The organism is Alistipes sp. Marseille-P2263 (assembly GCF_018101075.1).
GTDB lineage: Bacteria > Bacteroidota > Bacteroidia > Bacteroidales > Rikenellaceae > Alistipes > Alistipes dispar.
In genome coordinates, this window is record NZ_JAGQEJ010000009.1 from 40,487 (window position 1) to 56,518 (window position 16,032).

At 58.8% G+C, this 16,032-nt stretch carries 11 protein-coding genes; all 11 read left to right on the plus strand.

The window, feature by feature from the left end:
* The first annotated feature begins 44 nt into the window (after positions 1–44).
* Positions 45–6,794 (plus strand): hypothetical protein, encoded by a 6,750-nt coding sequence (locus KB554_RS10950; RefSeq protein WP_211036118.1) that lies wholly within the window; start codon positions 45–47, stop codon positions 6,792–6,794.
* Positions 6,795–6,817: 23 nt separating this feature from the next.
* A complete protein-coding gene (locus KB554_RS10955; protein ID WP_211036119.1) occupies positions 6,818–7,105 on the plus strand; it encodes a hypothetical protein in 288 nt (95 codons plus the stop codon).
* Positions 7,106–7,130: 25 nt separating this feature from the next.
* Positions 7,131–7,292: a hypothetical protein gene (locus tag KB554_RS10960; protein WP_211036120.1), complete on the plus strand. Its 162-nt coding sequence runs from the start codon at positions 7,131–7,133 to the stop codon at positions 7,290–7,292.
* 560 nt (positions 7,293–7,852) lie between these two features.
* The gene (locus tag KB554_RS10965) at positions 7,853–8,740 is read left to right on the plus strand and encodes a hypothetical protein (RefSeq protein WP_211036122.1); all 888 of its coding nucleotides are present in this window, start codon (positions 7,853–7,855) and stop codon (positions 8,738–8,740) included.
* A gap of 18 nt (positions 8,741–8,758) precedes the next feature.
* Positions 8,759–9,100, plus strand: coding sequence for a hypothetical protein (locus KB554_RS10970; RefSeq protein WP_211036123.1), 342 nt, complete (start codon positions 8,759–8,761; stop codon positions 9,098–9,100).
* Positions 9,101–9,180: 80 nt separating this feature from the next.
* Entirely contained in the window at positions 9,181–9,684 is a 504-nt protein-coding gene (locus KB554_RS10975) for a hypothetical protein (protein WP_211036124.1), read from the plus strand.
* Positions 9,681–9,947, plus strand: coding sequence for a hypothetical protein (locus KB554_RS10980; protein ID WP_211036213.1), 267 nt, complete (start codon positions 9,681–9,683; stop codon positions 9,945–9,947). Before KB554_RS10975 ends, KB554_RS10980 begins: the two co-directional genes overlap by 4 nt.
* A 48-nt stretch (positions 9,948–9,995) precedes the next feature.
* Positions 9,996–10,403, plus strand: a complete 408-nt coding sequence (locus tag KB554_RS10985; protein WP_211036125.1) for a hypothetical protein — start codon at positions 9,996–9,998, stop codon at positions 10,401–10,403.
* 66 nt (positions 10,404–10,469) lie between these two features.
* The gene (locus KB554_RS10990) at positions 10,470–10,892 is read left to right on the plus strand and encodes a hypothetical protein (protein WP_211036126.1); all 423 of its coding nucleotides are present in this window, start codon (positions 10,470–10,472) and stop codon (positions 10,890–10,892) included.
* A 277-nt stretch (positions 10,893–11,169) separates the two neighbouring features.
* Positions 11,170–14,379, plus strand: a complete 3,210-nt coding sequence (locus KB554_RS10995; protein ID WP_211036127.1) for a TonB-dependent receptor — start codon at positions 11,170–11,172, stop codon at positions 14,377–14,379.
* A 13-nt stretch (positions 14,380–14,392) separates the two neighbouring features.
* Entirely contained in the window at positions 14,393–16,027 is a 1,635-nt protein-coding gene (locus KB554_RS11000) for a RagB/SusD family nutrient uptake outer membrane protein (protein ID WP_242116261.1), read from the plus strand.
* The last annotated feature ends 5 nt before the right edge of the window (positions 16,028–16,032 follow it).

Consider the following 16,032-nt stretch of genomic DNA (forward strand, 5'->3'; position numbering starts at 1 on the left):
ACAATCTTCGAATGGAACTCGGAATATATTCAAAAGACGGACGTTTGAAATTATCGGTCGCTCCCGGAGATAATGGGGCCTGTTCCTGTGGTATTCAGGAAGAGAGTATTCTGGCGGTCTCCTTTACTGCGTTCGAGTGTATAGCGCTCGAAGTATATGACTATGCAGATTTCGAAGGTCGGCGCTATTGGATTCTCGAACGTTACCTGCCGCAGATGAACGCCCGGCGGGAATGGACCTATTCTATCCGTATGTCCGGAGCTGAAGGACTGGCAGGTCAAACCCTGATGGTCAATCCGGAGGATGACGACAATCCCGTACTGACACTTTCTGCTCCGGCACGCGAACATGCCGCGCTCATTGTCGCGAACATGAATCGCAGAACCGGTACAACAGAATGGAAAGTCGGCGAAGTAGTCGTCTCGGAGTACATCGATATCGAATACACGGGCAAATACGCCTCCGATGCACTTTCCGAGCTCTCCGCGGCGGCAAAAACAGAATGGTGGTTCGACGGCATGACCCTCAATATCTCGCGCTGCGAGTTCGGCGAGCCCATCCCGCTGTCGTACGGTAACGGGCTGATAGGCGGCATTTCGCGCACTACAGCCGACGGTGTGAAGTTCTTCACGCGGCTCTTCCCGGTGGGTTCCTCGCGCAATATCGATCCCGACTATTACGGCCATGCCCGCCTGCAGTTGCCCGGCGGGGTGAAATATGTCGAGCAGGACACCAGGCTCGGCATCATCGAGCACTACGAGCAGGCAGCTTTCGAGGGTATCTTCCCCCGGCGCGTCGGACAGGTCGGCACGGTACGCCACGAGGAGGCGATGGGCGATGACGGCGAGCCCTTTACGATCTGGTATTTCACCGACCCCGACATCCCGTTCGATCCGAATCAATACGAGATCGGCGGGCTGGTCAAGCGGGTGACTTTCCAGTCGGGCGAGTTGCGCGGCCGCGAGTTCGAGGTGAACTACGACACGGAGAAAAAGGAGTTCGAGATCATCACACAGTGGCCCTATGACGACGATCTGCAATTGCCGTCCGAGCCGTTGATCCCGGCACCGGGCGACGAATACATCCTCTGGAACATCCGTATGCCCGAAAGCTATTACCCGGCCGCCGAGCTGGAGTACAAGGAGGCTGTGGACCGGTTCATGGCCGACAATCGCAAGGATGTCTCCGTCTGGCAGGCACCGACCGACTTCACGGTCATCGAACGCCGGGCTCTCGACCTGCAGCCCGGGCAACGGATCCGACTGGAATCAGCCGAAGCATTCCCCGATACGGGATTCCGCGAGACCCGCATCGTGTCGATCTCGCGCTCGGTTGTCCGGCCTGGGAGCATGACACTCAAGATGAGCGACGTACTCTCAACAGGCCGCATCAGCCGTATCGAGAGCAACATCGCCTCGGTTGAGCGGTTGACGAAACAGGTGTCGTCGGAGTTTCCGGATATCATTCGCTCTTGGGAAGAGACCCCGGCAAGCGATACGACCCTTTATTCATCGCGTAAAAGCGAGCGGGAATTCCTTAATAAACGACGTGGAGGAACGGTTGAAGCTGATGTAATTTTCGACAAAGACATCATGATAGGCGGTTCGGTTGTCTCCAAAGACTTCCGTCAGGGGGATTTCTCCGGGTCGGGATTCGGCGCCTACCGCGACAAAAACGGCAACGCCGTGCTGGAGGCGGACATCCTGAAAATCCGCAAGGAAGCCATCTTCAACGAGGCGGTCATCAATCAGGTGACGTTCCGTGTCGGCGCCACGGTCTTCTCCAACGGCGGCTGCGAGATCACGCGCGTCGAGGAGCTGGAAACGGCATTCCGCTGCTACTACGACAACAAGGAGGGGCGGCGCTACAGCGGTCTCACGGCCGGCGACCAGGTGCGGTGTCAGCAATACGATCCCACGCAGCACACGATCATAAAGTACTACTGGCGGCTCGTCACGGCCGTCGGGGAGGATTACGTCGAGCTGTCGAAGAGCGACGCGGACGGATCCGCCTCTCCCGAGGCGGGCGACGAGATCGCGCAGTTCGGCAACCGCAGCGACATAACGCGTCAGTCGGCCATCGTCATCAACCCGCTCGACGGCGGATCGGTCGAGGTGTATGCCCATATCGACGCCTATTCGCTCTCGGAGAAGAACTACGTCGGCATGGGCGTGAATCCCCAGACGGGCGAAGCGTACATGTATGCCTACGGAGACATGTTCTTCGGTGACCGCGACCTCGCCGATTCGAAGTCCTCCTGGATCACCTACCAGAAGAAGGAAGGCGAGGAGCGCCGCAGGCTGCGGATCAAGGCTGACGTCACGTTCGGGGCCGATTCGTCCGGGCTGGGAAACCTCTCCGAGTTCAAGGCTCAGCAACAGCAGATCGACGACGCCCGGAAGGAGGCCGAGGAGGCGAAGAAGGAGGTCGGGAATATTCAGTTTTCTGCCGTGAACCTTATCGACGGTTCGAAAAGTATAACGGTTACGGCTCCGGACGGGGTAAACTACACACACAGAAGTTTCCCCATAAACGGGGGTGTGCGGGCCGGGGAGCAGCTCGCCTTGTCTGTCGGAAACATCGGGGTTCTTGCCGGAACACCCGCAGGATTCGACGTGTTAATCACCAATGAGGATAAGAATACATGGCTGACGAACAGCGCCGAACTCACCGCGGACAATCGTAATGCCGTATTCTCCGTACACACGGATATTGTCGCACAAAAAGCGCTCCTGCTGATTTATGCGGGGCCGACGGGCGCCACATCCGGAAACATCGTCCGATTCGATGAGATCATGCTTGTCCGGGGAAACAAGCCCGCATTGTCGTGGTCTCCCTCTATCGCCGATCAGGAAGAAGCCATAGACGCCGCACGGCAGGCCGCGGACAATGCCGCCGCAGGGGTCGATTCGCTCAAGAACTTCACCGACGAGGCATTCGCCGACGGCATCGTGGACCGCGCCGAGGCGGCCGCCATCGGGAAGTACACGAACTCGGTGAACGAAACCCGGAAGGCTGCGGATGCCGCCTATGCGGAGATATACGGCAACCCGCTGCTGGGCGGCACGGCGAAGTCGAACCTGCAGGCCGCGAAGAGCGCCTTCGACACCGCCGCAGCCGATCTGCTCGCCGCGATCGCCACGGCGGCCGACGACGGCATCGCATCCCCCGGGGAGCAGGCCGACGTGGACGCGAAGTACGCCCTATTCAACAACGCCTACGGGACTTTCGGGACACGCTTGGAGGAGGCGAACAAATACATGCTCACGGCCGTGAACACCGCCTCGCAGGGAGCCTTGCAGCTCTCGCAGGAGTTGCAGGGGGTCGTGAACAACATCAATGAGACGATCCTCCCCGACCTGCAAGCCCAGATCGACGGGTCGATCGTCTCGTGGGGCGGCGAAGAGGTTCCGACGCTCTCGAACTACCCGGCGAACCAATGGACCTCGGACACCGAGCGCAAACGGCATATCGGAGACTACTACGACCGCAAGACCACGGTCGATGGCCAGGCGGCCTACGAGCGCTACAAGTTCGCCTTCGAGAACAACGCCTACCAATGGGTGCGCATCGCCGACAGCGGAGGCGCCGCAGCCATCGCCACGGCACGCGAGGCCCTCGGACTGGCCGGGACGAAGGCGCGGATATTCTTCGGGGCGACGACGCCCGCCGTGCCCTACTCGGTGAACGACGTATGGTTCCGCTCGTCCGGAGCGGGGGCAACGCTCGAAACGACCGTCTATATATCCAATGCCGACAAGGGGCAGCAGGAAACCGCAGCGGCCGCAGACTGGCAGTTAGTGGACGACAGCCAGGTGCGGCTGCGGCAGATGTCCTCCGACGGCGTGATCTCGCGCGAGGAGAAGGCATCCCTGCGAAACCGTCTCGCGCAGATTCAGAAGGCATATACCTCCTATCAGAACGACGCCGCGACATACGGCGTGTCGATAGCCGACCTTGCGGCGGCATACTCCGCACTCGTGAATTTCCTCACGGGCACCGTGGCCGTGAACAACGACACGGACACGACGCTATCGGCCGAACAGCGATCCGCCTACAATGCCGCATTCGCGGCCTACGATGCCGAGGTGAGCAGGTTCTCGAACCTCGTGGCCGATGCGATCTCGCAGGGGAAGGTGGATGATATTCAGTTTTCCGCCGTAAACCTTATCGACGGTTCGAAAAGCATAACGGTTACGGCACCGGACGGGGCAAACTACACACACAGAAGTTTCCCCATAAACGGAGGTGTGCGAGCTGGGGAGCAGCTCGCCTTGTCTGTCGGAAACATCGGGGTTCTTGCCGGAACACCCGCAGGATTCAACGTGGTAATCACCAATGAGGATAAGAATACATGGCTGACGAACAGCGCCGAACTCACCGCGGACAATCGTAATGCCGTATTCTCCGTACACACGGATATTGTCGCACAAAAAGCGCTCCTGCTGATTTATGCGGGGCCGACGGGCGCCACATCCGGAAACATCGTCCGATTCGATGAGATCATGCTCGTCCGAGGCAACAAACCCGCATTGTCGTGGTCGCCCTCCATCGCAGATCAGGAAAAGTACACGGACGACAAGGTCGGTGGCATACAGATCGGAAGCGTAAACCTGTTAGACGGAAGCAGGGAGTTCACCGTTACGGCAGGAAGTGGCGATAATTACAAATTTCAGGTTTTCGACATCGGAGAGGTCGAGGCCGGCGAGGTGTTCGCACTATCCGTAGAAAATATCTCGGTACTCGCAGGAACGCCCGGAGAGCTCTCGGTAAGAATGTACAACGAAGGAGCCTCGAAAGACCTGGCGAACTACGTGGAGATTTCGGCCGAAGAGCGGACTGCTTTATTCACCATAAAAAGCGACGTTACGAAGCAGAAAGCCAAAGTGCTTTTCTATGCCGGAAAATACGCCGCAACGGCAGGAAACTCGGTTCGGTACGAAGGCGCAGTACTCGTCCGCGGAAACAAGCCCGCACTATCCTGGTCTCCCTCTATCGCGGATCAGGAGAAATACGCCGACGAGGCCGTGAACGGCGTGGAGACCCTAATCGACGCCTCGAAGCTCGATCAGAACACGTACTATCCCGTGACGATCAAGTTGAACGGCATCGCCCGGTCGAAAATCACCGTCCGCGTGAACCTGAGCGACACGCAGCCCGGAAATCCCGCGTGGGCAACATATAGCAACCGGCCCGGATGCTTTTCATGCCAGGCCGTATGGTCCAACAACGGGAATCAGTGGGGGTCTAACCACGACAAACGGATCATCGAGGAATACCAGTACAGATGGACGGAGACGCCTCCCATCGGCTCCGTAGGACAGATGGGATACTCATCGAACGAATACATATATGTCCGGGGCGGCGGCGTATATCGGTTCTTCGCGACGAATGCCGGGACACCCGTACTGCACACCGAAGCCTATACGGTCAATGAGCAGACAATAGACATCAAAACGTCCGTCGAACCGCTCGTATCCATTCAGGAGCAGGCAAACAGCACGCAGCAGGAGGCCGAGACCACCCGCAAGGCGATAGCCGACATGAACGACGACACGATCTTCGACGTCTCGGAGAAACAGTCCATACGGACACAATGGGAGAACATTTCGGGGTATGCCCGCACGGATGTGGTGCTGGATTCGCTGTCGGCGACGAACGGATCGTACTATCGGGTGCGCGACATGGCCAAAGCGGCGGGAATCAGCACTGCAGGATTGCTCGCGGCGGTAAACAGCCTCCGGGTGAAGCTCAACGACTATGCGCTATACACCGCATCGAACACCCCGGGATTCGACCGTGCCGGACTGGCCGTATTGTTCACGGCGTATTACGCGCAGGAGATCGACGTGCTCAACGCCGTAAGCCAGAAGTACACCGACGGAAAGGTGGCCGACATCGAGACCACGATGCAGGATTACGACTACCTCAAGCTCGTATTCCCGAACAATACCGTGGACAACAACGGCGTGTTCCTATCGCGGCTGATGGCCGTCAAGAACGGGACGTCGGCATCCGCGGCGGTAGTGGCCGGGTTATACGGAGGAGGCGTAGATTCGCTCAACAATGCCGGATTCAAGGACACAACGCACGGGATTCTCATGATGTTCGCTGGCGCTACCAGCATTCAGAACGTGGCGGCGGCGAAAACACGCATATACGGGGACGGAACACTATACACGAGCAAATTGGTCGCACAAGCCGGAACGATTGCGGGCTTCACGATCGGGACTGGATACATCGGATCGGAAAATTTGACAGGATCCGAATATTTCTACCTGTCTTCGAGCGTCATAAAAAACGGAAAGAAGGATACGTATGCGATGATCGGCGATACAATGTATCGTGAGAAATGGAAAGTGGCGGCCACCCTATACAACCACTACGGATCGACGGGTATAGGGCTCGTCGTCGATATGGGGGACAACTCCCATGCCGCGATATATGTCCCCAACGGAACATTCTCCGGATTCCGCCCCATGTCCAGATCATACGGCAACGGGACATACACGCTGCATAGCACCGAAGAAGAGACCGTGTTTTTCGTCAATACGTCGAAAGGAAGCACGACATTCTATCTGCCCTCGAATCCGCAGCCGGACCAACGATACGAGATTCGGAAACTCCACAGCGGCAACAGCATTATCATCAATGCGCAAAACAACGGAGACATCTACGTGACGGGAAGCAACAACCCCAGTTCGCAAATATCGTGGACCGGGCGGCGATGCGTAACCATTCAGTACAGCAAAAATCTCGATGCTTGGGTAATGTGGTTCAGCTACGAAGCATAAACGAACATGCAATCATACAGACTATGAACAAGACACAGATCGACTTCACGAAGTTCAGGCTCTACACGGGAATATCCCGAAAGGAAACACGCCCGTTCGACGTCCGCGAGGAGCTGGCCAACTCGCTCTACCTCGCGGGACGAGGAATCCGCATGCACGACCTCGCGATGCGCATATACCGTTCCGACGGACCCGTGGAGCTCGACGACGCGGATGTGCAACTGCTCAGGGAGTTTGCGCAGACCCTCTCGCCGGCATTCATCGACAGCCTCGAGCAGAACTTAGGCTCCGAGACCGGGGACGGAAAATAATCTCTTACCTTAAAATCATAACATTATGAAAAAGACACTTATCATCATCGCAATCGTTGCGGCAATCTGCCTGCTGCTCATCGGAAAAGCCACCATCCCCTTCATCCTCGGAATGGTTGCCGGGGTAATAGGAACCGTGTACGGACCTATCTGTTGGAGCTGGTTGCAGGAACGATTCCGCAAATAACGTCTTTAGGGGGCAGGCGTAAAAAAGCCCCCGCCTTCGCTTGCAGTCCTCTTACCTCCTGCAAACGACAAAGGTGCCACAACACCAAGACGGAGACATATAGTCCCTACGGTGTTGTGGCACCTATTGTTTTTATGTAAGAGGATTACAAATTTACAAACTTTCCCGAATATGTGCAAATCCGAAATTTTCAACCGTATCCTCAATACGGTATCGCAGGAGACAGAGATAACCATTGATGAGATTCTAAGCCGAAGCCACCGAAAGGAAATTGTGGATGCACGTTATCTGTTCGTGTATTTTTTACGCAGCAGGGGTTTCATCCCCGCCGAAATCGCCCGAAGATTACGGCTTACGCCGCAAGCGGTTAGTGGTATCATTTGCAAATTCCAGAAACGGCGGGAGCAAGGCGACCGAATCTTCGAAATAAACTATCAACAACTATGCAAACAACTGAAAACAGACTGATTGCCCGACTGTTCCTAATTTAGGACTTTTGCATCGTGAGCTCAACGGCATGCGCTCCCCGACGCGAGCGTACAATGTAAAAAGTCAAAAACATGAACGAGAAAACTTTAGTGTTCGACAACGGCGGCGCGATGGACGGCAACCTCGTGGCCGCCCTGATGAACGGCAACAACCGCAACGGCTATGGCAACGGCTACGGCTGGGAGTGGATGTGGATGATCCTGCTCTGGGCCATCTGGGGCGGCAACGGCTGGGGCGGCTTCGGCGGCCGCGGAGGCCTTTCGAACCTTCCGGCCGAGCTGAACGGCGACGCCGGGCGCCAGCTGCTGATGAACGCCATCCAGGGCAACGGCACGGCCATCTCGCAGCTCTCCTCGTCGCTGGGCTGTTCCGTACAGCAGATTCAGACGGCGCTCTGCAACATTCAGGCACAGTCGGGTCTCTCGGCGCAGCAGATCATCAACGCCATTCAGGCCGGGAACTCGCAGGTCCTTTCGCAGATGGCATCCTGCTGCTGCGACGTCCGCACGGCCATCGAGCGGCAGGGCTACGAAAGCCAGCTGGCAACGCTCAATCAGACCAACGCCCTGACGAGCAACGCCAACACGCAGTTCAACGTCCTCGGCTCGAAGATCGACGCCCAGACGCAGATCATCAACGACAAGTTCTGCCAGCTCGAGATGCGTGAAATGCAGAACAAGCTCGACGCCGAGCGCGCCAAGAGCGCCGCGCTGGCCGGACAGCTGTCGCAGGAGCATCAAACCGCGACGATCATGCAGTCGCAGGCCCAGACCGTGGCTCCCGTGAACGCCGCGATCAGCGATCTGAGCAACCGCCTGGCGAAGATCGAGTGCGGCTTGCCGCCCACGACCGTGGTTCCCAATCCACAGGTGTACGCAATGCCGGCATGCGTGGCCGCGCAGTACGGCCTGGGATTCGGATTCGGGGCTCCCGGATACGGTAACGGCTTCTGGGGTTAGTACGGAAAGGAGGTAGCTATGGCAGCATATCCTTTTCAATACGTAAACCGCAGAGGCATTCCCGTTCTGAAGACTACGGGCGTGACGGCCGAGACCACGGGCGTCGTGTTCTCCTTCCCCAACCACGCATTCGCGAATTCGTGGTATCGGGGGCTCGTGCTGGTCGAACTGGCGCAGGCCATTCCCGCCGGCACGACGGGAACGCTCCCCGTGCTCTTCGAGACAAACGGGCAGACGAAGAATCTGACGACGTACAACGGAGCGAACGTCACCGTCTCGGACATTCCGGGAACCGGTGTATTCCAGCTCTGGTACGACAAACAGACCGACACGCTGCAACTGATGACGGGAGCCGTCTGATGAGACGAAAAACAATTAACCGAAGGCGACGGGAGGGGCCCCGGTCTCTCCCCGAGCTTTCACAAAACCATTAACCGAAGATGTTTGCGAATTTAACGAAAGGCGCGCCGGTGTACGTACTGGATTTGCGCGGAACGCCCAAATACTACATGGCTACGCTCGAAGAGGCGCCGCAGCCTTATTTCCCCGCACCGGGAAACTTCCCGCCTTCGCAGCCCTCCGTCAGCTTTCCCATAGGCGACCAGAAATGGGTCGTCCCGGTGAACGCCGACATGGTGACGAAGGACGGGCTCACGGTCACCACGACACGCGAACGGCTCATCGACGCGGTGAACGCCGCGCGGCAGCAAAGCCAGAACGTCGTGGATTCCTACGAGCGGCACAAGGCCAATCTCGAGCTCTTCGACCAGATCATGCGCGAGATCAGTCCGGCGTATGCCGGGCAGGCGCAGCGGGACGAAGACATGCAGAAACTCCGCGAAGAGGTCGGACAACTGCGACAGATGCAGGCGGAATTCCTCTCGATGAAGTCGTCGCTGGACGCCTTTCTTAAATCGCAGACACCTTCCAAAACGAGCAAATGATGAGAATGTGGGAAATTGAAGGCCGGTACCGCGGTGACGGGTACGGCGAACGCGAGGAGATCGAGCGCAAGATGCGCGAAGCCTACGAGTGCGGCTACGAGGATGCTCGGCGCGAAATGCGCGGCGGATACGGAGAACGCCACATGGGCGGCTATACGTCCGACGGCTACGGAGAACGTGGCGGGGAGTATGGCGGCGACGAGTACGGCGAGCGGCGCGGAGTGAAGGGAACGGGTCCTTATTCGCGATACCGCTATCGCTAAGTAGAATCCGGAGAGGGGAGAAATCCCCTCTCTTCAAACTTCCGAAGTATGGACAGAGAAAGACTGGATGCACACGACAGGATGCCGGACGACATTCGGGCATATCTCGAAAAGAACGGATGGTCGTTCTCGAAGAAGATGTGCGAATTCGCCGTCGGCCGTATGAAGGACCGCAACGGGAAAAAGCTCGAACCCCTCACCAAAGAGCAGGTGGACAAGCTGCTCAAAACATACGAAATAGTCCTCAAGCACGATAACGGATACGACTGCGTATATGTCGCCAACATGGCGAAGTCCGACTATTGGGGATCGTCGATCGGAGACGAGCAGCAGCTCGCACGATTCGTAAAGGACTACATCGACGACGAGGACGCCTATCCCGGGATGCCCTTCACGCGCTATTTCGCCGATCTGATCGGGTCGGGAACAAATGTGCCCTGGGACGATGTGCTGTAATCGGACGAAGTGCCGGCCTCGGCTGGCCGAAGCGTGGGTGCGGTTCGAAAAGGTATATTCGACGCTATGAAAATCCGGGATTTGAGGATAGGGAAGTATGGATGGCGCGTGCGGTTCTATTTCGCCGTGCATGGCTATCATACGCGCTCTATCCTCTCCTCTTTGAAGGAGATAGAGTGTCCCGGCACGATTCTGGAACGGGTGAGGGGAAACCTCCTGCGGGCGGATATGGATTCGGGGTTCACCTACTCGAACAAGACGATGCGCCGATCCGTGGTCGTCGTGGGCCTCGCGACCTCGCAGGCGCAATTCCTCAACTCGTTCGAACACGAACTCAGACACCTCTGCGACGACATCGCAGCCGCTTCTGGAATGCTAATGCAGGGAGAGGAGGTCGCCTATCTGACAGGAGACGTGAACAGCCTGCTATGGGCCGATATTCACGATTTCGTTTGTTGTAAATGTAATTGTCTCAAACTACAGTCGTAACAATAATAAAATGGAATACAAAATAATTGTATTCCATTTTTATTTGAATGTCGATTAAATGGTAGTTGTGTGGTTTTTGGTTCGCATTTCGTTTTGCCATAAGTTTGACACATTTCGTTTTTTATAAAGGCTACATTTGGATTTGGCGATTATACTCTCTCCGGATTCCGGCCCGGCGGCCGGACCGGGGGGGGGAAATTTTCAGGGCCTTTCCCGAAGGCGGCGGGCCCCGCGGCCGGCACTTTCGGGCGCAAACGCAATTTCCAAACTTTTCAATATGACAAGAAAACTCCTCATCACACTGACGGTCACTCTGGGCGTCTGCTTCGCGACTTTCGCGCAGCAGCTCCGGATAACCGGCACGGTCAAGGACCACACGGGCCTGCCCGTGGCGGGCGCGACCATTCTGGTCGGCGGCTCGGCATCCGGAACCACCTCCAACGCGGACGGCAGTTTCGTCATCGAAGCCCCCGAAGACGGGACGCTGCTCGTCTCGTTCATCGGCTACCAGTCGCAGCAGATCGCCGTGGCCGGGAAGACGCACATCGACATCGTCCTGAAAGAGGACGCGCAGGCCATCGACGACGTGATCGTGATGGCGTTCGGTACGGCCAAGAAAGAGGCCTTCACCGGTTCGGCCGCCGTCATCAAGTCGGACGACATCGCCAAGTCGCAGCAGTCCAACGTGGCGCAGGCTCTGGCCGGAAAGGTCGCCGGCGTGCAGATCGCCAACACCTCGGGACAGCCCGGCTCGAGCCCCTCGATCCGCATCCGCGGCTTCAGCTCGCTCAACGCCGGCAACGACCCGCTGTGGATCGTGGACGGCATGCCCTATTCGGGCGACCTGAACAACCTCAACCCGAACGACATCGAGTCGATGACCGTGCTGAAGGACGCCGCCTCGAACGCCCTGTACGGCGCCCGCGGCGCCAACGGCGTGGTGATGGTCACCACCAAGAAGGCCAGGTCGCGCGAAGCCGTGGTCACGGTGGACGCCAAGTGGGGCGTCAATTCGCGCGCCGTCAAGGATTACGAGTACATCACCAACCCGGCGCAGTTCTACGAGACGCATTACGGCGCCCTGAAGAACTATTACCTCAGCTCGGACATGAGCGCCATGGAGGCCCACAACAAGGCCAACCAGAACCTCACGGGTGCGGCCGGCGACGGCGGTCTGGGCTACATGATCTACACGCTTCCCGAAGGGCAGCAGTTCATCGGCATCAACGGCAAGGTCAATCCGCTGGCCACGCTGGGCCGCCGCCTCGTTTACAAGGGCGAGGAGTACTACGTCCGTCCCGACGACTGGACCGACGCCGCTTACCGGACCTCGCTCCGCCAGGAGTACAACGTCAGCATCAGCGGATCGGGCGAGAAGACCTCGGTCTATGCCTCGTTCGGCTACCTCGACAACGAGGGCATCGTTTACAACTCGGACATGGAGCGCTTCACCAGCCGCCTGAAGATGGACTACCAGGCCAAGAAGTGGCTCAAGTTCGGCGCCAACGCCACCTATTCGCGCTACCGCTACAACCAGATCGACGACAGCGGCGCCAGCAACTCGTCGGGCAACGTCTTCGCCTACACGACGACCGTCGGCCCGATCTACCCGCTCTACATCCGCGACGGCGAGGGCCGCATCAGGTACAACGAAGACGGCATCAAGCTCTACGACTACGGCAACGGCGACAACGCCGGCATGGAACGTTCGCTCTTCACCAACAGCAACGCCCTCTCCGAGTCGCGCCTCAACAAGCAGGAGAGCGAAGGCAACGCCTTCAACGGCACGGCCTACTTCGACGTCACGTTCCTCAAGGACTTCAAGTTCACGTTCAACGCCGGCGTGACGCTCGACGAGGCGCGCTCGACGATCTACTACAACCCCTACTTCGGGCAGTTCGTCAGCGAGGAGGGCCTGCTCCAGAAGGGCCACCAGCGCCAACTGGAGTACAACACGCAGCAGATTCTGAACTACACCAAGCAGATCGGCCCGCACAACATCAACGTCATGGCCGGCCACGAATACTACAACTCCGTCGTCTCCGTCCTCTCGGCCGGCAAGAGCCACATGCTCACCGACGACAACGACGAGCTGGCCGGAGCGATCATCGACAAGCAGTCGGCCGCGTCCTACCGCACCGAGTACAACAACGAGGGTTACTTCGCCCGCGTCATGTACGACTACGAGAACAAGTACTTCTTCTCGGCCTCCTACCGCCGCGACGCCTCGTCGCGCTTCCACACCGACCACCGCTGGGGCAACTTCTGGTCGCTGGGCGGCGCGTGGATCATCAGCCGCGAAGGCTTCATGGCCGGAACCGAGAAGTGGCTCGACAACCTCAAGCTGAAGGCCTCGATCGGTTCGCAGGGCAACGACAACATCGGCGACTTCCGCTATACGGACACCTACTCGATCAACAACGCCAACGGCGAGGTATCGACCGTCTTCAAAGACAAGGGTTCCGAGAACATCACCTGGGAGACCAACTCCAACTTCAACGCCGGCGTGGAGTTCAGCTTCCGCCAGGGCCTCGTATCCGGCGGCATCGAGTACTTCCTCCGCAAGACGACCGACATGCTGCTGGCATTCCCCGTGCCGCCTTCGAAGGGCTACTCCTCCTACTACGCCAACGTGGGCGACATGCGCAACAGCGGTATCGAGATCGAACTGAATTTTACGCCGATCCGCCGCGAAAACCTCGTCTGGGACATCAACCTCAACATGACGCACCTGCGCAACAAGATCACCATGCTGCCGCCCGAACGCCGCAACAAGCAGGTCGAGGGGTACTACGGCTACGTCAGCGGCACGAGCTTCTACGGCGAAGGACTTCCCATGTACACCTTCTACATGAAGAAGTACGCCGGCGTCTCGGAGGACGGCAAATCCATGTGGTACATGGACGAGACCGACGGCAAGGGCAACCCCACGGGCAAGCGCGTCACGACCACCGAGTTCGCCAAGGCGTCGGACTACCTCTGCGGCGACCCCATTCCCGACCTCTACGGCGGCTTCGGCACGAGCGTCAGCTACCGCGGCTTCGACCTGAGCGTGGCCTTCACCTACCAGATCGGCGGCCTGGCCTACGACTCGGGCTATGCGGCGGCCATGTACTCGCCGGCCAACAAATCGACGGGCATGAACTGGCACAAGGACATCCTCAAGGCATGGAGCCCGGAGAACCCCTCGTCGGACATCCCGCGCCTGCAATACGAGGATCAGGACCAGAACGCCACCTCCGACCGTTTCCTCATGGACGCCAGCTACCTGAACCTGCAGAACATCAACGTGGGCTATACGCTGCCGGCGAAGTTCACGCAGAAGTTCGGCGTGGACCGCCTGCGCATCTACCTCGCCTGCGAGAACGTCTGCTACTGGTCCAAGCGTCAGGGATTCGATCCCCGCTACTCCTACACGGGATCCACTTCCCAGGCCGCCTACTCGCCGGTACGCACGATTTCGGGCGGTATCAATATCCAATTCTAACGCTTTTCCGCATATGAAAAACATTCTCAAAATATCGGCCGCGGCGGCAGCCATGACCCTCGCGCTGAGCGGCTGTATCAAGGATGCCACGCCCACGCAGATCGCCACCGAGGACCAGGTGACCCTCGAGACGCTCGTCCGCGGCATCCCGGCGGCCCTCGTCATGTATAACTCGACCGGCTACGCGCAGGACGGCGCCGCATGGGACTTCTCGCTGCCGGCCATCCACCTGGCCACGGAGTCCATGACGGGCGATCTGGTCGTTACGGGCAACATCGGCTACGACTGGTTCACGCAGTGGGGAACCAACGTATCGCTCGGTTCGGATTACGCCGTGGGCGCGCTCACGTGGGACAACTACTACACGTGGATCATGATGGCCAACAACGTCATCAAGCAGATCGACGCCTCGGACTTCTCCTCGCTCGACGCCACGCAGCGCTCCTACCTGGGCTTCGCCTACACCTACCGGGCCATGTTCTACCTCGATCTGGTGCGTCTGTACGAATTCAAGGAGAACACGGTGACCGAAGCGCCCGAACTGCTGGGGCTGGGCGTGCCCGTCGTGCTGCCCGAGACCACCGAGGCCGAAGCCAAGAACAACCCCCGCGCCAAGGTCGATGACATCTACGACAAGGTGATCTTCCCCGATCTGGACAACGCCGAGGAGCTGCTCGAGAACTACACCGCGCCCGACAAGTACACGATCAGCCTGGCGCTGGTTTACGGACTGAAGGCCCGGGCCTGGCTCGAGCGGGGCACGGCCAAGAACGACGCTGAGTCGTACCGCCAGGCCGCCGAGTACGCCCGGCTGGCCATCACCGCCAGCGGCTGCACGCCCCTGACGCAGGAGCAGTGGGAAGACCCCACGAACGGCTTCAACAGCGCCACGTCGAACGACGCCTGGATCTGGGGCCTCGCCCTGCCGAGCGAGAGCGTCGCCAACCTCTTCTGCTTCACCGTGCACATGAGCTGCGAAAACGACTGGGCTCCCTACCACGCCGGCCGCGGCATCAACCGGAACCTCTATTACAGCATCGACTCGCGCGACTTCCGCCGCCACTCGTGGCTCGACCCCGACCGCAGCTCCTACGCCTACAAGAGCTGCCGTCCCGATGCCGACACCTACTTCAAGGAGTCGCTGGCCGACTTCGCCAACATCAAGTTCCGCCCGGCGCAGGGCGCCTATGCCGACTACAAGGTGGGCGGCGCGGCCGACCATTGCTGCATGCGCGTCGAGGAGATGTACTTCATCGAGGCCGAGGCCACGGCGCAGGCCGGCGACCTGGCCGGCGGCATCCGCCTGCTCAACGAGTTCATGACCTCCTACCGCATGATGAACGGCGCGACCTACGACTGCACGAGCAAGTCGGGAACGCTCGAAGGATTCATCAACGAGCTGATGCTCCAGAAGCGCATCGAGTTCTGGGGCGAAGGCATCGTCATGTTCGACATGAAGCGGCTCGACATGTCCAGCAAGCGCGGTTACGTCGGGACCAACGCGCCCTCGTCGTACCGCCTCAACGTCGAGGGACGCGCTCCCTACTGGAATTTCGTAATCATCCGCTCCGAGACGCAGAACAACCCCGTCATCGCCACGCAGAACAACCCCGACCCGTCGGGACTGGTCGAGCCGTGGAAGGGCTGACCTGC

Bases quoted from the DNA above. Each gene is read 5' to 3' on its own strand.
- KB554_RS10955 (WP_211036119.1), top strand. From the start codon at position 6,818: ATGAACAAGACACAGATCGACTTCACGAAGTTCAGGCTCTACACGGGA.
- KB554_RS10960 (WP_211036120.1), top strand. From the start codon at position 7,131: ATGAAAAAGACACTTATCATCATCGCAATCGTTGCGGCAATCTGCCTG.
- KB554_RS10965 (WP_211036122.1), top strand. From the start codon at position 7,853: ATGAACGAGAAAACTTTAGTGTTCGACAACGGCGGCGCGATGGACGGC.
- KB554_RS10970 (WP_211036123.1), top strand. From the start codon at position 8,759: ATGGCAGCATATCCTTTTCAATACGTAAACCGCAGAGGCATTCCCGTT.
- KB554_RS10975 (WP_211036124.1), top strand. From the start codon at position 9,181: ATGTTTGCGAATTTAACGAAAGGCGCGCCGGTGTACGTACTGGATTTG.
- KB554_RS10980 (WP_211036213.1), top strand. From the start codon at position 9,681: ATGATGAGAATGTGGGAAATTGAAGGCCGGTACCGCGGTGACGGGTAC.
- KB554_RS10985 (WP_211036125.1), top strand. From the start codon at position 9,996: ATGGACAGAGAAAGACTGGATGCACACGACAGGATGCCGGACGACATT.
- KB554_RS10990 (WP_211036126.1), top strand. From the start codon at position 10,470: ATGAAAATCCGGGATTTGAGGATAGGGAAGTATGGATGGCGCGTGCGG.
- KB554_RS10995 (WP_211036127.1), top strand. From the start codon at position 11,170: ATGACAAGAAAACTCCTCATCACACTGACGGTCACTCTGGGCGTCTGC.
- KB554_RS11000 (WP_242116261.1), top strand. From the start codon at position 14,393: ATGAAAAACATTCTCAAAATATCGGCCGCGGCGGCAGCCATGACCCTC.